The following is a 19,543-nucleotide window of genomic DNA, read 5'->3' on the forward strand; positions in this document are numbered from 1 at the left end:
AAGAACCCTGCAACTACCGATCTGACTGTACAGACTGCACAGACTGCACAGAAACCCGCAACAACCGATGTATCGCTCGGTCGATCGACCGCCGTGTTTCGACCGGACTGAACGAGGGTGACTGGACAGCAGATACCTCCGTTTCTCCCGTTATCCCTCGACTTGCGCGACGATCCGTTCGACGGCGTACTCCGCTTCCTCGTCCGTGAGACACATCGGGTTGACCGTGAACTCACCATCCGTGAGCGCGTCCGCGCCGACGAAGACGCGTGGTTCCTCGCGTCGCAGGCCGCCGACCACGTCAGTCGCGGTGACGCCCGCGAGTTCGGCATCGACGCTGACGACGACCTCCGGCGCGACGGCGGTTTTGTCGTCGGCCGTGAGGTGCGTTTCGTATCCCGAAACGGCGTCGAGTTGCTCGGCGATTCGCTCCGAGCGGTCGAGCCATTCCGAGATGCGGGCGTCGTGGTCGTCCTCCACGAAGAGTTGGAGGGCGCGAATCAGACCGACGAGTTCCTCCTTACCGACCTTCATCGGGCGACCGATTCCCTGTCGCGGGACGCCACCGAGTTCGCTCGGGTTCACGAGTTCGGGGGCCGGTTCCCACACGTCCTCGGCTGCGTGCATGTCGAGGTGTTGGGCCGCGACGGACTCGACGAGGTCCTTCCGTCCGGCGAGGATGCCGTCGTCTGTCCGCGAATCGCCTTCCCACCGCTGAACGCGACGAGGTCGGCACGCCTCGATGAAGGCCGAGAGGTTGCTCACGGGTGGAAGTTCAGCGGCCGCGTCCACGATGACCGGAACGCCGTTATCGTGGGCGATTTCGCAAACGACTTCGAGCGGCGGTTCGGTGTAGGACTTCTCCATGTACGCGACGGCGGCCGTGTCCTCAGTTATCGCGTCCGCGATCTCCCACGGTTCGACGTTGCGCGATCCCGTGCCGAGGTGGCGGTCGTTCGATCCCACGTCCACTATCTTCGCACCAGCGGCGCGGAGCGCGTGGTCGTAGCCGGTTCGATGGGTTCGCGGCATGACGATTTCGCTCGGTACGTCGTCCGTCTCCGGCAGTCGCGCCATCGCCCCGATGTCGTCTCCAGCGATACACGTCGCCGCGCCGAGCGCGAGCGCGCTCGACGCGCCGCAGGTGACGTACCCCGCGTCCGCGCCGGTCACGTCGGCGATCAACTCGCTCGCCCGGGCCTGTAGGTCCGAGAGGCGGACGAACGCCTCCGATGCTTGTGCCATCGCCTCGACGGCCTCCGGTCGGATGCGACTGCCACCGATCCTCGTCTTCGTCCCCGTCGCGTTGACGACGTGCGGGACACCCAACTCCTCGTAGATGGTTTCGTTCGGCATACGAACGTCTCGCGCGGCACGGAATAAATAGATTCGCCGTTCGCGTGAGGGATTTGGTCGGGACTCGAATTTCGCAACGCGAAACGAACCCGGTCGAAAATAGAATCCGAATCCGAAAGCTAACAGACGCGGTCGAGAACGCGCTCCCAGAGCGTCGGGAGGCCGTCCCACGACAGCAGTCCTTCGGGTGCCCAGTGGGGCGCACAGTCCGTCGCGTAGGCGAACGAACTCCCGTCGCCGTAGTCGCCGATGGCGAGGAACGGGTCGTCCTGCACAGTCGCCCAGACTTCCGCTTCGGGTTTCGCCGTCGTCCGGTTGTAGCCGAGGACGTGCGGCCACTCGTCCGGCAGGTCGGCGTCCGGAACGCCCTCGTTTTTCGGTACCGCGCCGCTCGGCGTCTCCACGCGGTCGTCCCCCGCAGCGATTTCGACGGGGAGCACCGTCGGCGAGCGGCGTCATGCCGTAGCGCGCCTGTCCGCCCTTTCCGGCGAAACTCATGTAGCCGCCGATCATGCCGAACGCGCCGCCGTCACGGACCCAGTCGGCCAGCACCGCACAGCGGTCGGCGTCGGTATCGCCCGCCGCGACTCGGTCCGTATCTGGAGCGAGTCCGCGCCGATGTCGCTCAGTGGACGAGGTCGTACTCGTCCAATTCCTCGGCCGTCCGCGGGAAGGACTTCGCGGCGACGTGACACGGTTGATAGGTAACCGACGCGCCGACCGATTCGAGCGTCTCGATGAACTCGTCGGCCGATTCGCCGTATTCGCTGTCGTGCATGACGTTTCTCCCTTTGATTTCGAACTGCACGGTCGTCCACGATTCGCCAGCGAGCAAAACGTTCGTCATTGTTTCCGGTGTCAAACCCTTGGGGTATAATCCTATCGTTCGGGCGTATCTGTCGCTCGCTTCAGAACGGGAACAGTCGCGCCGCCTCGTCCTCGGTGAGCGGCTTGCCATACTCGCTCGCCTCGAACGCCTCGGCGTACTGGACGTCCGTACCGTCCGGACCGTACCGTTCGACCAGTCCGTCGCGGTACCGACCGGCCACGTCCGAAAGCGCCCGAACGTGGGGAAGGCCGCCGTTTCGCAACCAGCGGAACCGCTCGTCGGGGTCGTCGGGCACCTCGTCGATGGTCCCCTCCACGTACGGAAGCCACTCGTACATCTGACTGTCGTGGCAGTCGAGCATCTCGAACTTGCGCTCGACGGTGTCGTCGATATCGACCACCACGTCCGGCGAGAACGGGTTGGGTCGGTCGAACGTGTCGCTCATGTACGCGAAGACGGGGTTCGATTCGAGGGCGGCCGTCTCGGGGCAGACGTTCGGCACGGCGACCATGTAGGCCGCATCCCGCACGAGTTGTGCCGTGTAGCGGTGGTCCGGGTGGTAGTCGTTCGGGCGGTGAGTGATCACGAGGTCGGGACCGAACTCCCGAATCCGTTCGATGAGTCGTTCCCGGTTTTCGAGCGACGGTTGGAGTTTTCCGTCCGGGACGTCGGACAGTTCGAATTCGATACCGGCGACCGCCGCCGATGCGATTCCCTCCTCACGTCGTCGTCGAACCAGTTCTTCGCCGTCGAGTTCGTGGTGTCCGGCGGAACCGTCCGTCATCGAGAGGAACAGCACGTCGTGACCGTCGTCGGCATATTTGCACGCCACACCACCGGCTTTGAGGTCGCAATCGTCGGGATGCGCGCCCACGACGAGAACTCCCAAGGTATCCGTAGCCATCAGTTGCTCGAACACGATTCCCTGACATAAGTTCTCCGGGCGACGGGTCCGAAACCGCCGCTGTGGGGAGTTATTTGTAGGTGGACTGTGAGGGTGGGGTATGTCGGTTACGAACGTGTCAGCCATCCCCGTAGAGATGGGTGTCCAGCCACTCGAATCGGGACTGGGTCTCGCCCCGTACGTGAGCAACCACGATCAAGTCGAATCCGTCACGCGAATGCTCGTCAAAGTCGAGACTGACGAGGACGTAACCGGATGGGGCGAGATGCTCGTCGGCATGAAATCCGCCGCGGTGACCAAGGCCGTCATCGACGACGTGATCGCGCCGGAACTCGTCGGTCGCGAAATCGGCGACATCCGCGACTTCGTCGAGTCGTTTTATTTCCCATACGTGAAAGTCCGGCCGTTCCTGGGGGCCGTCGAAACCGCACTCTGGGACGCGCTCGGGAAGAAACTCGACGCGCCGGTGTACCAACTGCTCGGCGGCAAGACCCGCGACGAAGTGGAAATTGCGACCTGTCTCGGCATCCTCGGACCCGAAGAATCGCGCACCTACGCGCGGCGAGCGGTCGATCACGGGTTTTCCACGTTGAAAACGAAGGCCGGGCCGGATTGGCGCGAGGACGTGGAGCGAATCCGCGCGATGCACGACGAGGTGGACGGGGAACTCGAATTCCGACTCGACCCCAATCAGGGGTGGGCGTTCGAGGACGCGGTACGCGTCGCCACCCGCCTCGAAGAGGAAGGAATCCTGCTCCAGTATCTCGAACAACCCGTCCGCATCGACACCTACGGAACCTACGCCTCGCTTCGAAATCGCGTCCGGACCCCGATAGCGGTCAACGAGGACACCTACTTCCCGCGGAACCTCCGCTTTCTGTTGCAGGCCGACGCCATCGACGTGGCCGTCGTGGACCTCGTTCCGGCGGGCGGCATCCTCGCCGTCAGAGACCAGGTCGCCATGGCGGCCAACGCGGGCGTCTCGGTCTCACACCATTGCGGATTCGACCTCGGCGTCAAGACGGCCGCGGTGCTCCACACCGTGGCGAGCACGCCCGGCATCAACCTCCCGCCGGACAGTACGTACTACGGATGGGACGACTACGTAATCGAGGACCCATTCGAAGTCGAGGACGGCGCGTATCCGGTGCCCGACGGACCGGGCCTCGGCATCACGGTCGATGAGGAGAAGGTCGAGCGCTATCGGTGTGATTGAGAAGTAGAAAGTTCGAAATCAGTCGCCCTCGGCCGATTCGCTCGTCGTCGCGGGACCACTTCCGCGAGGTCTTCCCCCGACAGCGGGGGGCTGTTCCAGTACTCGTGATTGCCCTGCTGTCGGAAACACGCCGTCCGGCGGCCGTCGCCGTCGTGGTCGGTCAGCGACGGACACTCCTTCGTACACGCTTCGCGGGCCTCGGGACACCGCGTGTGGAACCGGCACCCGGACGGCGGATCGGTGGGCGTGGGGATGTCGAGCGAGCGGATCGGCGGGTCCGAGACACCCTCGGAGCGGTTTCTGAGGTCAGAAGTCGCCCACAGGAGCACCTTCGTGTACGGGTGCTGTGGATCGTGGATTATCTGCTCGGGCGTGCCGACCTCCACGAGTTCGCCGAGGTACATGATACCGATCCGGCCGTTCGCCCGTTGCGTGAGGTGTTTGGCGTTGGCGAGGTCGTGGGAGATGTAGAGGTAGGACGTGTTGAACTGTTCTTGTAATTCCAGCATTAGGTCCATCATCTCGGCGCGAAGACTCACGTCGAGCGCGCTGATGGCCTCGTCCGCGAGGATGAGGTCGGGGTTCATCAACAGCGACCGGATGAGAGCCACGCGCTGTTGTTCACCGCCCGAGAGTTGATGCGGATAGCGGTTGGCGTAATCCTCCGCCGGGGCCATCCCGACGTATTCGAGCAGGCCGTAGATGCGGGCGCGTCGGTCCGCCTCGCTCATCTCCGGTTGCCAGTGTTTCAGGGGGTCGGCGAGGCTCGATTCGACGGTGTAGTTCGAATTGAGCGAGCTATCCGGGTCCTGATGGATCATCTGGAGCGACCGACGGATTTCGCTGGACGAATACTCCCCCGCTGATTTTCCGCCGCCGAACCATCCACTGGATTCCTTCGTTTCCCAGACGTCCTGGCCGCGATAGAGCACTTTTCCCTCGGTAGGGCGCTGGACGCCGATGGCGGTCTTCCCGAGCGTCGTCTTTCCACACCCGGACTCGCCGACGAGGCGACGATGTCGTTTTCGTACACGTCGAGGCTCACGTCGTCCACGGCGTGGACGGTTTCCGAACCGGCGAGGCCGAGCAACCGCTCCTTCTCGAAGTGGACGCTCACGTTTTGCAGGGAGAGCAACGGTTCGCCCGTTCGGTCGGTCATCGTCGCTCACCTCCGTCGGCGTTCGCGTTCACGTTCGCGTTCACATCGGCTCCCGAGTCGCCGAGCGACAACGGAATTTCCTCCCTGGCGTTTCGCCAATGGAAACACGCGGCGTCGTGGCCGTCGGCCACGTCGTGCAGGTGCGGAACCTCGGTTCGGCACGTCTCGTCCGCCAGCGGACAGCGCGGATTGAACGAACAGCCCTTCGGAAGCGACACGGGGTCGGGACTCGATCCCTCGATACCCTCGATGTCCATCGCCCGGTCCGAGATGTTCGGCACGGCGTTGAGCAACGCGCGAGTGTACGGGTGGGCAGCGTGGTCGAGGAGTTCGTCCGTCGGGCCGAGTTCGACGAGGTCGAAGGCGTACATCACGGCGAGGCGGTCGGCGAGGTCGGCGATCAGCGGCAGGTCGTGCGTGACGAACACCATTGCCAGGTCGTACTTCGCCTGTAGATCCTCCAGCATGCCTATGATGGACCGCTGCATGAGGAGGTCGAGCGCCGCGGTGGGTTCGTCCATGACGACCACGTTCGGGTCGTGGACGAGACCGAGCGCGATGAGCGCCCGCTGTTGCATCCCGCCCGACAGTTCGTGCGGATGCGAGCGGAGCACGCGGTCGCGTCGAGGTAGAGGTCGGTAAGTAGCTCGCGAGCGAACGCCATCCCCTCGGCGCGGTCGGCGTCGTGCGCGCGGAGCGTCTCTTCGAAGTGACTGCCGATGGTCATCGTCGGGTTGAACGCACTCTGAGCACCTTGGATGACGAACGATATCTCGTTCCAGCGGAGCGCGGTGAGTTCCTCGCGAGAGAGCGAGAGCACGTCCATCGGTTCGCCGCCGTCCGGCGGATGGTAGATAATTTCGCCGTCCACCTGTCCCGGCGAGACGATGCGTCCAGCATCGCGGAGGCGAGCATCGACTTTCCGGACCCGCTCTCGCCGACGATGCCGAGCACTTCGCCCGCGTGAACGTCGATGCTGACGTCGCGGAGAACGCGGGAGTCCCCACGGTCCATGCTGAAGGAAACGCTGGCGTCGCGTACTTCCAGGATCACGTCTTCGTCGGGGGGCGTGCTCGCTCCCGGCGTGGATCGATAGTTGGTCGCCATTTCGGCTACCTCCACCGGCCGTCGGTTTCGTGGTTCCGGACGGCGTGTCGATGGCTTTCGCAGGCGATTCGATTCGGGTTCGTGGTTCGTGCGGTGTACATGGGTCGTATCGTGGATCGTGAAGTCATCAGTTGTACCCTATCAGTCGGAGTCCGAGGTGGCCGAAGATGGCGTAAACGAAGGCGCTCGTCCCCAGTATGGCGAGCATTCCGGAGAGGACACCGTTCGTCACGAACGGGACGTACCCCGAGAGGAGGAGTGCAAGCACCCAGAAAACGACGCCCAACATGGTGACGAAGGCGATGAACGATTGACGGACTGCGAGCAACAGGGAGACGGTCTGCCCGTGGTCGGCTTCGACGCTCATTCGTCACCTCCGGCACTCTCGTGGCGGGCACGCAGTCGGACGTTGAACACCCGGTCGAGTCCCTGTGCGAGCAGGATGAATCCGAGCGAGATGAGGATGATGAATATCATCGGGATCAGCAACCAGTGGATCTGGTTCGGATTCGTCAAGTTCGCGTTGTTGTACGCTTTCTGCATCATGATCCCCCAGTTCAGATTCGATTGGGGGAGGATGTGGAGGAAGTACAACGCGACGGATTCGAAGATGATGCTCCGGGCGCTGTTGGCGAAATTCACCGAGATGTACGGCATCAGGTTCGATATGACGTCCTTTCGGAGGATGTGGAACTCCGAGAGGCCCATGATACGCGAGGCTTCGGTGAACGACTCCTCGCGGATGCTCAACACCTGCGAACGAATCGTGCGCGCCAACTTCGGCCAATTGTCGATTCCGAGGATGAGTCCGACGACCCACGACTGTTCCGGTTGATAGATGCTCGCCAGCACGATGACCAGCGCCAGTCCGGGAATCGTGAGGACGACGTCGGTGAGCGTCATCAGCGCGGAATCGGTGCGTCCGCCACGGTACCCCGCAACCGTCCCGATTATCGTTCCGAGACAGACCGAGAGCAGCGCACCGGCGAGAATCATTTCGAGCATCGCAGGTGCGGCGTGGACGACTTGCTTGAGAATCGACTTTCCATACACGTTCGTTCCGAGCGGGTACGCCCAGTCCTGGAACGGTGGGATGAATATCGGACCTTCCATCACCGTGGCCTTCGACACGAGAACGATACCGAACGGCTCGATGGCGACGATGGCTATAGCGACGAATCCCAGGAGGATGAGCGAACCGACGAGCGCGCGCCAGTCGTCCAACAACACCGCGGTCGGCGCGTAAATCCGTCGTTCGAACGACCGGCGTGCTTTCTCGCGCGTCGTCAGTTCGGGGACGTTCGACATCTGCGTGAAGATGCTGTCGTCGATACCACCCCTGGACCGCTCGCTCGTCCCGCCATCGGTCCGCGTGGTGGGTTTCTCGGAGTCGTCAATAGGATTCACGGCTGTTCCCTCCTTTGACGCGGGGATCGATGACGCCGTAGGTCAGGTCGGCGATGAGGATGCCGAGAAGCGTAATCGCGGTGAAGAAGATGAACGCTCCCATGATGACCGGATAATCTCGATTCATGAGCGCGTTGTACGTCACCAATCCCATCGCGGGATAGTTGAAGATTTTCTCCAAAATGATGCTGCTGCCGAAGATGCTGGCGAGACCCATCATGATGCTCGTGTAGACGGGCAACAGCGCGTTCCGACCGACGTAGCGGATGGCGATTCTCCCCTGACTGATGCCGCGTAGTTGTGCGACCCTGATGTAACCTTCACCCATCTCGCGGATGCAGTTGCCCCGGAACGCCAGCGCACCGCCGAATCCGGCGATGAACGACGACAGCACGGGGAGGATGGCGTGTTTGACGACGCCGACGATGAACGGTAAGTTGAGTCCGGCCGTCGTGTTCGGGTCCATCCGTCCGCCGCTCGGCAACCAGCCGAGATAGAACGAGAAGACGATGAGCGAGAGGATGGCGACGATGTAGTACGGGACGGTGGTGTTGGCGATGGAAACCATCGTCATTCCGGTGTCGAACGGGCTTCCCTCGTTGTACGCCATCACCGCGCCGAGCAGCAAACTGACGGTCGTCCCGAGCGCGAGGCCGTAGATGCTGATGAAGATCGACCACGGCATCGCTTCGAACAGGATGTCGAAGACGGGCCTGTTCTTGAATATCGATCGCCCGAAGTCCTGATAGAGGACGATGTCTCGGAGGTAGTCGTAGTACGCGACGTACCACGGCTGTGATGGGTCGATACCCGTGTAGGTTTGCACCATCGCGTTGATGTGTTCCATCTGCTGGGCCGATGGACTGTTCCCCTGTTCCAGCATCTGTTGCATCAGATGGATCTTCACCATCTGAACCGGACCGAACGGAAGCATCCGGTACAGAGCGAACGTTACTGTCAGCGCGAGGAAAAACACCAGCACTGACTGGCCGATCCGCTTCCAATAATACATCGTGTTACTGTGCTTGTGTTTCTCCCACAGCAATAAAGGTATGGGAGAGATTGTCTGGAACGGACCATTCATTACGGTCCTCGACGAGGGGACGATATGACACTCCTCACCCGAATCCTCGACGTATTCGGACGCGGAGACGACGATGACGCTGAAACGTACCAGTGTATCAGGTGCGGCGAGACCTTCGACCGCGAGTACTACGAGTGCCCTGCGTGTGGCGTGCAACACGGCGTCGCGCGTGTCGACGGCGGGTCGGACGAAACGTTTAATTCCTGACGAACGAGTGACCCGAACGAATGTCCCACAGGTTGACCCTCTTCGATTACGTCTGCTCGAACGCGGATAAGTTCGCGCTGTTGCTGGCCTTCGAGTGTCTCGCCGGTCTCCTCTCGCTCGCGCTCTTCTTCGGTTCCGAACCCGGGACGTCCCAACACGTCGTTTCCATCCTGAACATCGCGGGTGCGAGCGTGCTCGGAGCCGCGACGGCAGGGATTCTATTGAAGTGCTACCGTACGTGAAAAACAGCCACGTGGATGACGGTTGGTGTGGTAGTCGATGCGACGTGACGACGCGAAACCGACTGCGACGGTTCGCCTACTTCGTCTTGGCGTTGATGTGTCCCTTCATCAGGAACTCCATCGAGTTGGTGTAGTGTTCGTTCTTCGTCTCCTTTGCGTGTGGATGGTCGTCCACCTTCCCGGTCGGGAAGTCGAACTTGTCCTCGTTGCCCCAGTACGCCCGCGTCTCGTCGTAGAATCCGATGTGGGGAACTTGCCAGTTAGTGTACCACATCAGCTTCCGGGTGAACTTCTTGACCTCCTTCGTGGACTGGGTCTGGGACATGATGTTGCCCCACTTGACGGGGTAGAGCGTCTGTTTCGCACCGCCGTTGCCCATCTGTCCGACCTTCGTCGGATATTTGGGACGGATGGGTTGGTTCAACTTCTTGCTCCGATTCTGCGTGAGGTCCGGCATCCGGCGGTCCACCTTACAGGACTTCGTCGGTTCCTTCGCGTCCACCACTTCGTCGAACTTCCCGATTCCTGCGACGCTGAGGGTCGAGTACGCGTTCGCCGGGTGTGAGGTGTCCGAGAACCAGTTGACCATGTCGAAGTCGTGCGTGTCCGTCCAGCGCTTCCAGAAACCGCTGCTCGACGGGATGATGAGTTTGTTCCCGAATCCGAACTCCTTGAGCTTCGGGCTGACGTAATTCCCGATGGTCTCGTAGATGTTCCACGGCGGCGTGAGGTAGGTGAGTCCCTTGACCTCGTCACCGCTCGAATCGGCCCAGTACTTGCCGTTCTTCGAGTACCCGGCGTCCTTGAGCACTTTCTTGGCTTTCTGGGGTTCGGAGTTGCGACCGTATCCGATGAGCTTCTTCCGGAAGCCCTCGCCCGCCCACTGGTTCGTCGCCTTCGTGGACATTCCGGTGACGGTGTCGCGCGGTTTGTAGTTCAACCCTTGCGTGCTCTTGATGACCTGCACGAGTTCGTCGTGGTCGAGGAGGTAGGCGATGGCCCGACGAACGGGGCGACGTGCGAGGTGCTTGTTGTTCCAGTTCATCGAGAGTTTCACGATGCTGGAGGTGGGGAACCGGTTGAACACGTCCACCTTGCCGTTCTGTTTGGCCTGATTTATCGTCTTGTCTCCCATGTCGAGTTGCCCGGCGTTGAGCGCCTGAATGGCCTTCTGCTTCTCGGAGATGAGGTGCCAGTTGAACGTCTTCAGGTTCGTCCAGTCGGCGCGCGGGTGGTCCTCGTACTTTTCGTGGACGGCGTTGGTTGGCGAGAGCTGTTTCGGCTTCCACATCCCGCAACCGAGGCCCTTGTCCACGAGGTCGTTCAGGGTAATCGTCGTCGACGTCAGGTCCTTCGTCACCTTCTCGACGGCACTTTCGCCACCGGCGTCCTCGTACTGTTCGAGCCACGATTTGAAGTAATCGTGCTTGACGACGGTGGTGAAATACGGGGTCGCCGTCTTCTGGAGCGTGGGATTAGCCGTCCGGACAGCGTGTGTTTGAGCGTGTGTTTGTCGACGACTTCCCAACTGTCGTCGGTGTTCTCCGGACCGTAGTTGGCTTTGTAATCGCTGATGAGCTGTGCGGTGTGGACGTCCTGTGCGGTCACTGGTTTTCCGTCCCACCACGTGTAATCGTCCTTGAGTTTTATTTCGACCTCACAACCGCCTCCCTTGAGGTTGATCTCGTCCGCGAGCCAGTAGATGGGGTCCCCGTTCGCGTTGGGGTACACCAGCGACTCCCACCACATGTAATCCATCCAGTACTCGGTGTTCTTGGTGTCCGTGAAGGGGTTGATGTTGGAACTGCTCGGCTGCCAACTGACCGGCGCGCGCATGTTCAGTTCCGTCGTGACCGGCGAACCACCGCCGCCACCGTCGGTCCCGTCCGAACCACCGTCGGTGTTCGACATCGTGACGTCCTGGTCATTGGGATTGTCACCGGCGCAACCGGCCAATCCAGCTATCGTCGCGCTGCCGCTGAGCGCCATCCACTGGCGACGTGTCAGACGACTCCTATCTGGCTCGCCGCTAGAACCGTGGTTGCTGTTAACCATACTCGATTCGATATTAAAATGAACATAGAAAAAGGTTTGGGTTAGTGACTGTCCGACGTGTGAACCCAAAACCGTTTGTACCCGGACGACAGGTGGGAGATATGGCTTTCAGTGCAGAGAGAAACGGCGACGTCGCCATCGTCACCGGGGCAGCGAAGGGTATCGGTCGCGCCATCGCGGAACGACTCGCGGACGCGGGAACCACCGTCATCGTCGCGGACGTGGACCGGGAGGGAGGCGAGGAAACCGTCTCCCGCATCGAAGAAAGTGGAGGTACGGCCGAGTTCGTCAGAACCGACGTAAGCGAGTCCGCCGATGTGGCCGCGATGGTCGAGGCGACGATGGAGCGCCACGGGAGCATCGACGTCCTCGTGAACAACGCAGGCGGGTCGTTCGACGACGGAAACGTCGCCGACGTCTCCGACGAAACGTGGGAACGGATCATCGACGTGAACCTGAAGGGACAGTTCCTCTGCGCTCGGGAAACCATCCCCGCGATGGTCGAATCGGGCGGCGGGTCGATGGTTCACATCTCGTCCATCAACGCGAAAGTCGGCATCGGGTTGGCCTCATACTCCGCCGCGAAAAACGGGATCATCGCGCTCTCCAGAATCATCGCGACCCAGTACGGTCGACACGGAATCCGTTCGAACGCCGTCTGCCCGGGGAGCATCATCACCGATGCATCCAGCGAGAAACTGACGACGGAGGGACCGGTTCGGGAGGAGTGGTTGAACCAGTATCCGGTCGGTCGGTTCGGCCGTCCCGAGGACGTGGCCGCCGCCGCGTTCTACCTCACGTCCGACGACGCGTCGTTCGTCACCGGTACCGAACTTGTCGTCGATGGCGGCCTCTCCGCGGGCCTCGACCAGCAGTTGGAGACGATGATGTACGACATCGACGAACCGCCGATGTGAGACCGGAAACGGACGCGAAACCGAAGATAAACGCGGAACCGAAAATACTACCGAACCACGGTTTTCCGGACAGAAGTATAAGTAGCCCGGCGAGAAAGCGGAGTTATGACCACCGAGTGCCGTCGTCTCACCGATTACGGACACGTTTTCGCCGGTATCGACCGTTGGAACCGAACGCATCCGGAATTCTCCATTCCCGAACGATTGGTGTCACAGAACGTCTTCGCGCCGTTCGACGGGATGGACGTGACGGCGTGGGGCGGGTTCGAGAACGACGAACTCGTCGCCTTCGTGCTCGGAAAACGACTCACGGAAGCCGTTCCGGACTTCGCGGACGGAACCGTGGGGTGGATCAGCCTGTTCGCCGACGATTCGGATGACGACACCCATCTCGCTTCGGAACTGCTCGCCACGGTCGAGCGGGACATGGCGGCACGGGGCGTCACCCGACTCCGATTCGGCGGTGACCCCGGTCAATTTCTGCCGGGCGTGCCGACGGAGTTCGACACCCTCCGGGAATCCCTCCGCGAAGCGGGATTCTCCCCCGACGGGACGTATTTCGACCTGAAAGGCGACCTCGCGACGTACGAATCGCCGCCGCGAATCGCGGACGTCGGTTCCGCGTGGCCGAACCTGACGCTCGAACGCGTCGGCGCGAACACCGAACCGCTGTTCGCGTTCCTCTCGGAGCAGTTCCCCGGTCGATGGCTGTACGAGGCCCGGAACTTCGCCCGCGTTCCCGGCGGTGCCGACGATTACTGGCTCCTTCGAAACGACGGGAAAGCCGTCGGATTCGGTCGAACCAACACGCCCGAATCGGGATATCGCGGCGGCAACGTCAACTGGGTGGACCGATTCGACGGGCGCGTCTGCGGTCTCGGACCGCTCGGAATCGACGAGGCGTATCGCGGCCACGGGTGGGGCCTCTGGCTGGTCGCCACGCTCGCCGAGCGGTACCGCGATGCGGGCTACGATCACATGATCATCGACTGGACCGACCTCGTCGGCTACTACGCCAAACTCGGCTTCGAACCGTGGGTCGCCTACGAGTCGTTCACGAAGGAACTCGACCGGGAGACGGCGCGATGACCGAGCGCATCATTATCGGCCTGATGTCCGGGACGTCGCTCGACGGCGTGGACGCGGCCTGTTGTCGGATTCACGGCGATGGAAGGGACGACTACGACGTCACGGTCGAATCGTTCGTCACGGAACCCTACGATTTCGGGCTCCGAAACCGAATCGAGGCGGCCTGTTCGGACGCGGGAACCATCACCGAGGCGTGCACCCTGAACGTCGCGCTCGGAACTGTCTTCGCGGATGCGGCCGACGCGGCGGCGTCGGCCGCGGACATCGACCTCGGAGACGTTGACGCCATCGGCTCACACGGTCAGACGGTCCGACACGAGCCTGAACCGCGGAAAATGCCGGGAGGAGAGGAGCGGTTGCGTTCGACGCTCCAGATCGGCGACGGGAGCCTCATCGCGAACGCACCGGCGTCACGACGATAGCCGACTTCCGCACCGCCGACGTCGCGGTCGGCGGCCACGGCGCGCCGCTCATCCCGTTCGCCGACCTCGCGTTGCTCGCCGACGACGAGTCGTTTCGAATCGCCCAGAACGTCGGCGGCATCGGGAACTGCACCGCGCTTCCATCCGGTGCGGGACCGGCGGACGTGACGGCCTTCGACACCGGTCCCGGAAACATGGTCATCGACGGCGTGGTCGAACTGCTCACCGACGGCGAGCGAACCTACGACGAGGACGGGAAAACCGCCCGCGAGGGAACCGTCGATGAATCCGTCCTCGCCGACGCGATGGACGTCGCGTACTTCCGCGAAGCGCCGCCGAAATCGACCGGGCGCGAACGGTTCGGCCGCGAGTACGCACGGGAGTTCGTCGCCGACTGCCGCGAACACGACTGCTCGGAGGCGGATATCGTCGCGACGGCGACTGCGCTGACGGCCCGCTCCATCGCCGATGCCTACCGACGATTCGTTCCCCGTTCTCCCGACGAAATCGTCGTCTCGGGTGGCGGCGCGTTCAATCCCACGCTGCTCGACATGCTCGACGGGGAGGTGGACGCACCGATACGAACCATCGACGAATATGGCGTCGGTGCCGACGAAAAGGAAGCCGTCGCGTTCGCCCTGCTCGCCGCGGCCGCACTCGACGGCGTCCCGAACAACGTTCCCGGCGCGACGGGCGCATCACGACCGGTCGTCATGGGCAAGCGCTGTCCGCCGACCGACCGATAGGGTCCGGCAGTCCGTCTTTTTCGAGTGCTCGGGGTCTCCGTTCTATCGATCGACAGCTTTCGGTACCGTCGAATCACCAGCGACGACGCTTCGACGGGGAATCGAGGTCGAAGCGGAATATCCGTGGCGAGAAATCGGCTCGAAATCGGTTTCGGACGGGCCGAAATTCGGCACGAAAATACAATGATGACGAATAGCGGCGAGAGATACCGAGCGTCCCGCCGAGAACACCATTACACGCTTATGCTCGTAATGCCCTCTGCGAGCGAAAACCCATCGAACAGCGCCATGAGGTTAGTTCACACGGAGTTGGGGACTGATTTCGCCCCTTCCGAATTCGTCGGGACGTGCGAACGAACACCGAATGGTACGAGAGCGCCAAATTATCGGTCGAGAATCCCTATACGACCCGTTTCGACTCAGTCGAAACGGGTGACGATGTACCGCTTTCGGCGAGTCCTCCGGACTATCGAAACGAACGACAAACGTCGACGGATACGACAAACGTCGACGCATTGACGTCGACTGATAAACGCCGACCGAGGAAAAGAGCTCCTTACGCGGAATCCGCGACACCCGGTAGGTCGTGGAGTTGGGTGAGCGATTCGATTTCGTACGTCGGTTCCTCCGGGAGTTCGTAGCCGTTCCGGTGTTCCCGACGGATGAAGGCCGAATCCAACCCCGCCCGGTGGGCGGCACGAACGTCACACGCGCTGTCCCCGACGTAGAGACCGTCGGTCACGTCGAGGTCGTTCATGGCCTTCTCGATGTAGTACGTCTCCGGTTTCGTCCGGTCGAACCCCTCGACGGTCGGGTCGCGGCCGTACACCGCCTCGAACAGGTGCGCGAGGTCGAAGCGCTCCACCATGTACTCGATGGTCGCGTGCTGGTTGCTGCTGACGAGACCCATGTCGTGATGGTCGGCGAGGTCGAAGAGAACCGAGCTATCGTCGTAGAGCACCCGCTCGCCGCGGTCCATCATCCCGGACTGAAGCGCCGACGCGTTCTCCTCTCGCTCCGGCCAGAACCGTTCGAAGTCGATGTCGTGACGGGCACACGCCCGTCGCATTTCGTCCATCGTCGCACCGGCGATGAAGGCGTTCAGGTCGTCGACCGACGGCGAGACGTCGAACGCGCCGAACGTCGCTTCGACCGCCTGTCGATAGACCGTCGGGTGGTCCGAATGGAAGTCCAACAGGACCCCATCAACGTCGAACAGCACCGAATCGTATGTCATTGAGTACTCCCTAGCGGCGGAGAGGACAAATAGGTTATTCACCGAATTTCCACGGACCGAGGGGTTAAGTCGATGCCCCACCCTCATCCGGCACCATGGAACGCTCGATAGACGACGGGTCGCTCGAAGCCACCCTCACGCGGGGAATGAACGAGGGTACGTATCCCGGCGCGGTGGCCGCAATCGGGTCGGCGGACGGTATCGAACGAATAGCGGTCGTGGGCGACCGCGACCCCGAACGGGGGAAAGCGATGACGCGCGGGACGACGTTCGACGTGGCCTCGCTGACGAAACCGGTCGTGACGGCGACGACGACGCTCTCGCTCCTCGAAGCGGGCGAGATCACGCTGTCGGACGAACTCCGGCGACACGTTCCGAACCTCGACGGTCATCGACGCGGCGGAATCCGACTCCTCGAACTCGTGACCCACAGTTCCGGGTTCCAACCGTACTCGTTCTCCGAGGAGTGGAGTTCGGTCGAGGACGTGTTGAACGGCCTCGAAAACCGGTCGATACTCGAAGCCGAACCCGGCAGTCGAAACGAATACAGCTGTCTCAACTTCGTCTATCTGGCCGCGGCACTGCGGGGCGCGACCGAGCGCTCGTTGGGTGAACTCGCCGAGCGACACGTCTTCGGTCCAGTCGGAATGGAAGATTCGAGCCTCGGACCGCTGTCCGATACCGGAAACGTCGCCGCGACGTACGACCACGACTACCGCGACCGGATACTCCGCGGCGAAATCCACGACCCGCTCGGTTGGGCGATGGACGGGGAAAGCGGAAACGCGGGGCTGTTCACGACGGTGGACGACCTCGCGCGGTTCGCACGGGCGTATCTCGCCGCCGACGGGACGCTCCTCTCCGCGGCGACGTCGAGCGCATGCAGGACGACTGGTTGCCCGGTCTCGACACCCGTCACAGCCTCGGGTGGCGACTCGCCGACGAGACCTACCCCGCGCCGAACTGGTCGCGCGTCGGCCTCGGGCACACGGGGTACACCGGAACGTCGTTGTGGCTCGACCACGACTGCGACAGGTTCGCGATTCTGCTCACGAACCAGGTGTACGACGGGAAAGGAACCGGCCTCATCCGGTTCGTCGAGCGGTTCCACGCGATGGTCGCCGCCGGACGGTTCGACTGATTTTCCCCCGCCGACCGGGCAATATTTAATACACGGCGCGAACGTTGGCTGGTATGGTCGCAGTCTGGAGTTATCCGTGGCGTCTGCTCTCTCAACAGCCCGATAAGACGAGGCGTGAACTCGCCGAACTGGGCGTGACGGGCGTCAACGTCGCCGCGCACTATCACTCCATCCGAACGCTCAATCCGCGTTCCTCAGGCACGCTGTTCGAATCGTACGAGGGGGGGTGCTATTTCACACCTGACTCGAAGCAATTCGCCGACACGCCCATCGATCCGCCCGTGAACGACATCGACGGCCACCCCGACCCGTTCGGGGACGTCGTCGAACGGTTGACCGACGGCGGAATCGACGTCAACGCGTGGCTCGTCTGTTTTCACAATACGAAACTCGCGACGGAGAACCCGAATTTTCGGGTCGAGAGCGCGTTCGGCGACGCCCACGAACACGCGTTCTGTCCGTCGAATCCCGAGGTTCACGCGTACTTCGAAGGCGTCGTTCGCTCGTTGGCCGACTACGATATTTCGGCGATCAACCTCGAATCGATCGGTTTCCCGAGCGTCTTCCATCCCCATGGTTCGACGTTCGGTCACGCGAAGAACCAGGTCGTCCGCGGACCGGACGAGCAACTATTGGTCTCCCAGTGTTTCTGTTCGGCCTGCCGGGAGCGAGCGGCCGACCACGCCGTCGATTTCGACCGTGCCCGCGAAGTCGTCCGGTCACTGGTACGCGACGTTCTCCGAACACCGGAACGGCAGGTCGAATCGCTGGCGCAACTCGCCGAGGAGGAACCCGTGCTCGCGGACCTCTTCGACTTCCGCGCGTCGTCATCGACGAGTTCCTCTCCCGAATCGCGGCGGCCAGCGGCGACGTGGAGTTGACCTACCACGGCGGACGGACTCGGCCGCGACCCGAACGACGGGTGGCCAGCGGGGGTCGTCCTCGACCGGATTCGACCGCATCTCGACCGAATCATCGCGCTCTGTTACACGGACGACCGGGACCTCGCCCGGCGGCGAGTTCGTGGGTATCGAGACTCCGTCGAGATGCCGGTCGATGTCGGAGTCACTCTCGACCCTGACGTCATCGGTTCCGAGGACGAGTGGCGGACCTTCGTCGCAGAGGTCGGTGAACTCGGCGAGGAACTCCACGTTTATAACCACGCGCTCATGGGTGAGGCCCATCTCGACTGGCTGAACGCGGCGGTCGTCAAGCCGGAGAACTAGTCCCGATTCACACGGGGTTTTTTAAGGGGATAACGCATTGCCAAAGATATGGTTACGCTCGGCGTAGAACGTTACTGGACGATTGTCCCGAGACGGTCGACGGCGAACGGCTCGGACTCATCACGAACCCGTCCGGTACCGACAGCAACCTCAACACGACGATAGACCTCCTCGATGCGCGCGACGAGTTCGACTTGCGCAAACTGTTCGGGCCGGAGCACGGCCTGCGCGGCGACGCGCAGGCCGGTGTGAAGGTCGAAGACAGCACCGACGACCGAACGGGATTACCGGTGAAGAGCCTCTACGGCGAACAACGGCGACTGAAACCGGAGATGGTGGACGATATCGACACCATCGTGTACGACATGCAGGACGTCGGCTGTCGGTTTTACACGCTCATCTACACGCTTGGATACGCGCTCAAGGGAGTCGCGGAAGCGGACAAGCGGATGGTCGTCCTCGACCGTCCGAACCCCGTCTCTCCGCTCCCGGTCACCGGAAACCGAATCGACGCGAACGTCCTCGTTCGTCGGCGGCTACGAACTGCCCATCGTCCACGGGTTGACGGTCGGCGAGTTGGCGACGTACTTCAACGGCGAGTTCGACATGGGTGCGGACGTGGAAGTCGTCGAAATGCGCGACTGGTCGCGGTCGGATTGGTTCTCGGACACCGACCTCCCATGGGTGTACCCCTCGCCCAACATGCCGACGCCGGGAACCGCGACGCTGTACCCCGGAATGTGTTTCTTCGAGGGGACGACCCTCTCGGAAGGGCGCGGAACGACGAAGCCGTTCGAACTCGTCGGCGCGCCGTGGATCGACGGGGACGAGTGGGCGTCGGAACTGTCGAGTCAGGACCTGGACGGCGTCGCCTTCCGACCGGCGTACTTCTCGCCGACGTTCTCCAAACACGAACGCCGAGAACGTCAATGGCGTGCAGATTCACGTCCTCGACCGGGACACCGTCGATCCCGTGATGGTGGGCCTGACGGTGCTCGCCTCGGCGTTCACGACGTACGACGATCCCGAGTGGATCGCCTACGACGACGAGTACTTCATCGACAAGTTGGCGGGCGGAAGCTATCTCCGGGAGACGATCGACGACGCGGACGGATCGACCGACCCTCGCGAAATCGCCGAAACCATCGTGAGCAGTTGGGAGGACGACGCGCCGAGTTCCTCGACGCACGGGCCGAGTA

At 62.3% G+C, this 19,543-nt stretch carries 18 protein-coding genes and 6 pseudogenes; 10 read left to right on the top strand and 14 right to left on the bottom strand.

Annotated elements, in window-relative coordinates:
* Positions 1 to 150: 150 nt before the first annotated feature.
* From A4G99_RS01650 to A4G99_RS01660, 5 genes and pseudogenes are all read right to left on the bottom strand, one after another.
* Positions 151 to 1,356, bottom strand: a pseudogene (locus A4G99_RS01650) (aminotransferase class V-fold PLP-dependent enzyme).
* 119 nt (positions 1,357 to 1,475) lie between these two features.
* Positions 1,476 to 1,796 (bottom strand): glutamine amidotransferase, encoded by a 321-nt coding sequence (locus A4G99_RS28400; protein ID WP_255358977.1) that lies wholly within the window; start codon positions 1,794 to 1,796, stop codon positions 1,476 to 1,478.
* Positions 1,797 to 1,848: 52 nt separating this feature from the next.
* A pseudogene (locus tag A4G99_RS28405) lies at positions 1,849 to 1,908 on the bottom strand (hypothetical protein); the annotation flags it as partial.
* Between the two features lie 73 nt (positions 1,909 to 1,981).
* Positions 1,982 to 2,203: a glutamine amidotransferase gene (locus tag A4G99_RS28410; protein ID WP_255358964.1), complete on the bottom strand. Its 222-nt coding sequence runs from the start codon at positions 2,201 to 2,203 to the stop codon at positions 1,982 to 1,984.
* Positions 2,204 to 2,264: 61 nt separating this feature from the next.
* Complete coding sequence (locus A4G99_RS01660; protein WP_066138760.1) at positions 2,265 to 3,089, bottom strand: PIG-L deacetylase family protein; 825 nt, start codon at positions 3,087 to 3,089, stop codon at positions 2,265 to 2,267.
* A 100-nt stretch (positions 3,090 to 3,189) separates the two neighbouring features.
* Here A4G99_RS01660 and A4G99_RS01665 point away from each other — a divergent pair, with 100 nt between their 5' ends.
* Positions 3,190 to 4,305 carry a mandelate racemase/muconate lactonizing enzyme family protein gene (locus A4G99_RS01665; RefSeq protein ID WP_066138689.1) on the top strand — a complete coding sequence of 372 codons (1,116 nt, stop codon included), beginning with the start codon at positions 3,190 to 3,192 and terminating at the stop codon, positions 4,303 to 4,305.
* Here the strand turns inward: A4G99_RS01665 and A4G99_RS01670 are convergent.
* From A4G99_RS01670 to A4G99_RS01690, 5 genes and pseudogenes are all read right to left on the bottom strand, one after another.
* Positions 4,290 to 5,474 (bottom strand): ABC transporter ATP-binding protein, encoded by a 1,185-nt coding sequence (locus tag A4G99_RS01670; protein WP_223301560.1) that lies wholly within the window; start codon positions 5,472 to 5,474, stop codon positions 4,290 to 4,292. The genes A4G99_RS01665 and A4G99_RS01670 overlap by 16 nt on opposite strands.
* Positions 5,461 to 6,571 (bottom strand): annotated as a pseudogene (locus A4G99_RS01675) (ABC transporter ATP-binding protein). Before A4G99_RS01675 ends, A4G99_RS01670 begins: the two are co-directional and overlap by 14 nt.
* A gap of 127 nt (positions 6,572 to 6,698) precedes the next feature.
* On the bottom strand, positions 6,699 to 6,938 hold the full coding sequence (locus tag A4G99_RS01680; protein WP_066138691.1) for a hypothetical protein: 240 nt from the start codon (positions 6,936 to 6,938) through the stop codon (positions 6,699 to 6,701).
* Positions 6,935 to 7,978, bottom strand: a complete 1,044-nt coding sequence (locus tag A4G99_RS01685; protein WP_066138693.1) for an ABC transporter permease — start codon at positions 7,976 to 7,978, stop codon at positions 6,935 to 6,937. Before A4G99_RS01685 ends, A4G99_RS01680 begins: the two co-directional genes overlap by 4 nt.
* The gene (locus tag A4G99_RS01690) at positions 7,965 to 8,990 is read right to left on the bottom strand and encodes an ABC transporter permease (protein WP_066138763.1); all 1,026 of its coding nucleotides are present in this window, start codon (positions 8,988 to 8,990) and stop codon (positions 7,965 to 7,967) included. Before A4G99_RS01690 ends, A4G99_RS01685 begins: the two co-directional genes overlap by 14 nt.
* Positions 8,991 to 9,086: 96 nt before the next feature.
* On the opposite strand from A4G99_RS01690, the gene A4G99_RS01695 reads away from it, so the two are divergent.
* Positions 9,087 to 9,269 (top strand): hypothetical protein, encoded by a 183-nt coding sequence (locus tag A4G99_RS01695; protein WP_066138696.1) that lies wholly within the window; start codon positions 9,087 to 9,089, stop codon positions 9,267 to 9,269.
* Positions 9,270 to 9,289: 20 nt separating this feature from the next.
* A complete protein-coding gene (locus A4G99_RS01700; protein WP_066138697.1) occupies positions 9,290 to 9,511 on the top strand; it encodes a hypothetical protein in 222 nt (73 codons plus the stop codon).
* A gap of 76 nt (positions 9,512 to 9,587) precedes the next feature.
* Here the strand turns inward: A4G99_RS01700 and A4G99_RS26510 are convergent, their stop codons facing one another.
* Both A4G99_RS26510 and A4G99_RS26515 read right to left on the bottom strand, forming a co-directional pair.
* Entirely contained in the window at positions 9,588 to 10,802 is a 1,215-nt protein-coding gene (locus A4G99_RS26510) for an ABC transporter substrate-binding protein (RefSeq protein ID WP_255358979.1), read from the bottom strand.
* A 65-nt stretch (positions 10,803 to 10,867) separates the two neighbouring features.
* Positions 10,868 to 11,500, bottom strand: a complete 633-nt coding sequence (locus A4G99_RS26515) for a hypothetical protein (RefSeq protein ID WP_223301561.1) — start codon at positions 11,498 to 11,500, stop codon at positions 10,868 to 10,870.
* Between the two features lie 167 nt (positions 11,501 to 11,667).
* On the opposite strand from A4G99_RS26515, the gene A4G99_RS01710 reads away from it, so the two are divergent.
* The 3 genes and pseudogenes from A4G99_RS01710 to A4G99_RS01720 all read left to right on the top strand — a co-directional run bounded on the left by A4G99_RS01710 (position 11,668) and on the right by A4G99_RS01720 (position 14,740).
* Positions 11,668 to 12,483, top strand: coding sequence for an SDR family NAD(P)-dependent oxidoreductase (locus A4G99_RS01710; protein ID WP_066138700.1), 816 nt, complete (start codon positions 11,668 to 11,670; stop codon positions 12,481 to 12,483).
* A gap of 105 nt (positions 12,484 to 12,588) precedes the next feature.
* Positions 12,589 to 13,572 (top strand): GNAT family N-acetyltransferase, encoded by a 984-nt coding sequence (locus A4G99_RS24995; protein ID WP_066138703.1) that lies wholly within the window; start codon positions 12,589 to 12,591, stop codon positions 13,570 to 13,572.
* Positions 13,573 to 13,595: 23 nt separating this feature from the next.
* A pseudogene (locus A4G99_RS01720) lies at positions 13,596 to 14,740 on the top strand (anhydro-N-acetylmuramic acid kinase).
* A gap of 556 nt (positions 14,741 to 15,296) precedes the next feature.
* Here A4G99_RS01720 and A4G99_RS01730 read toward each other — a convergent pair.
* Positions 15,297 to 15,977: an HAD family hydrolase gene (locus tag A4G99_RS01730; protein WP_066138708.1), complete on the bottom strand. Its 681-nt coding sequence runs from the start codon at positions 15,975 to 15,977 to the stop codon at positions 15,297 to 15,299.
* 146 nt (positions 15,978 to 16,123) lie between these two features.
* On the opposite strand from A4G99_RS01730, the pseudogene A4G99_RS28415 reads away from it, so the two are divergent.
* The 3 genes and pseudogenes from A4G99_RS28415 (at position 16,124) to A4G99_RS26520 (ending at position 18,344) form a co-directional block, all read left to right on the top strand.
* Positions 16,124 to 17,118, top strand: a pseudogene (locus A4G99_RS28415) (serine hydrolase domain-containing protein).
* Positions 17,119 to 17,171: 53 nt separating this feature from the next.
* A complete protein-coding gene (locus A4G99_RS01740) occupies positions 17,172 to 17,999 on the top strand; it encodes a hypothetical protein (protein WP_223301562.1) in 828 nt (275 codons plus the stop codon).
* Positions 18,000 to 18,164: 165 nt separating this feature from the next.
* Entirely contained in the window at positions 18,165 to 18,344 is a 180-nt protein-coding gene (locus A4G99_RS26520; RefSeq protein WP_223301563.1) for a hypothetical protein, read from the top strand.
* Between the two features lie 71 nt (positions 18,345 to 18,415).
* Here A4G99_RS26520 and A4G99_RS26525 read toward each other — a convergent pair whose 3' ends face one another.
* Complete coding sequence (locus tag A4G99_RS26525) at positions 18,416 to 18,565, bottom strand: hypothetical protein (RefSeq protein WP_223301580.1); 150 nt, start codon at positions 18,563 to 18,565, stop codon at positions 18,416 to 18,418.
* Here A4G99_RS26525 and A4G99_RS28425 point away from each other — a divergent pair.
* A pseudogene (locus A4G99_RS28425) lies at positions 18,506 to 19,428 on the top strand (exo-beta-N-acetylmuramidase NamZ domain-containing protein); the annotation flags it as partial. The gene A4G99_RS26525 and the pseudogene A4G99_RS28425 overlap by 60 nt on opposite strands.
* Positions 19,429 to 19,543: the final 115 nt, after the last annotated feature.

The sequence above is a fragment of the Haladaptatus sp. R4 genome, assembly GCF_001625445.1.
Taxonomy (GTDB): Archaea; Halobacteriota; Halobacteria; order Halobacteriales; family Haladaptataceae; genus Haladaptatus.

Coding starts and splice junctions, on each gene's coding strand:
- A4G99_RS01665 (WP_066138689.1), top strand. CDS start 3,190: ATGTCGGTTACGAACGTGTCAGCCATCCCCGTAGAGATGGGTGTCCAG.
- A4G99_RS01695 (WP_066138696.1), top strand. CDS start 9,087: ATGACACTCCTCACCCGAATCCTCGACGTATTCGGACGCGGAGACGAC.
- A4G99_RS01740 (WP_223301562.1), top strand. CDS start 17,172: ATGGTCGCAGTCTGGAGTTATCCGTGGCGTCTGCTCTCTCAACAGCCC.
- A4G99_RS26510 (WP_255358979.1), bottom strand. CDS start 10,802: ATGTGGAAGCCGAAACAGCTCTCGCCAACCAACGCCGTCCACGAAAAG.
- A4G99_RS01700 (WP_066138697.1), top strand. CDS start 9,290: ATGTCCCACAGGTTGACCCTCTTCGATTACGTCTGCTCGAACGCGGAT.
- A4G99_RS26520 (WP_223301563.1), top strand. CDS start 18,165: ATGCCGGTCGATGTCGGAGTCACTCTCGACCCTGACGTCATCGGTTCC.
- A4G99_RS28410 (WP_255358964.1), bottom strand. CDS start 2,203: ATGACGAACGTTTTGCTCGCTGGCGAATCGTGGACGACCGTGCAGTTC.
- A4G99_RS26515 (WP_223301561.1), bottom strand. CDS start 11,500: ATGGCGCTCAGCGGCAGCGCGACGATAGCTGGATTGGCCGGTTGCGCC.
- A4G99_RS01690 (WP_066138763.1), bottom strand. CDS start 8,990: ATGTATTATTGGAAGCGGATCGGCCAGTCAGTGCTGGTGTTTTTCCTC.
- A4G99_RS01710 (WP_066138700.1), top strand. CDS start 11,668: ATGGCTTTCAGTGCAGAGAGAAACGGCGACGTCGCCATCGTCACCGGG.
- A4G99_RS01680 (WP_066138691.1), bottom strand. CDS start 6,938: ATGAGCGTCGAAGCCGACCACGGGCAGACCGTCTCCCTGTTGCTCGCA.
- A4G99_RS24995 (WP_066138703.1), top strand. CDS start 12,589: ATGACCACCGAGTGCCGTCGTCTCACCGATTACGGACACGTTTTCGCC.
- A4G99_RS01730 (WP_066138708.1), bottom strand. CDS start 15,977: ATGACATACGATTCGGTGCTGTTCGACGTTGATGGGGTCCTGTTGGAC.
- A4G99_RS01660 (WP_066138760.1), bottom strand. CDS start 3,089: ATGGCTACGGATACCTTGGGAGTTCTCGTCGTGGGCGCGCATCCCGAC.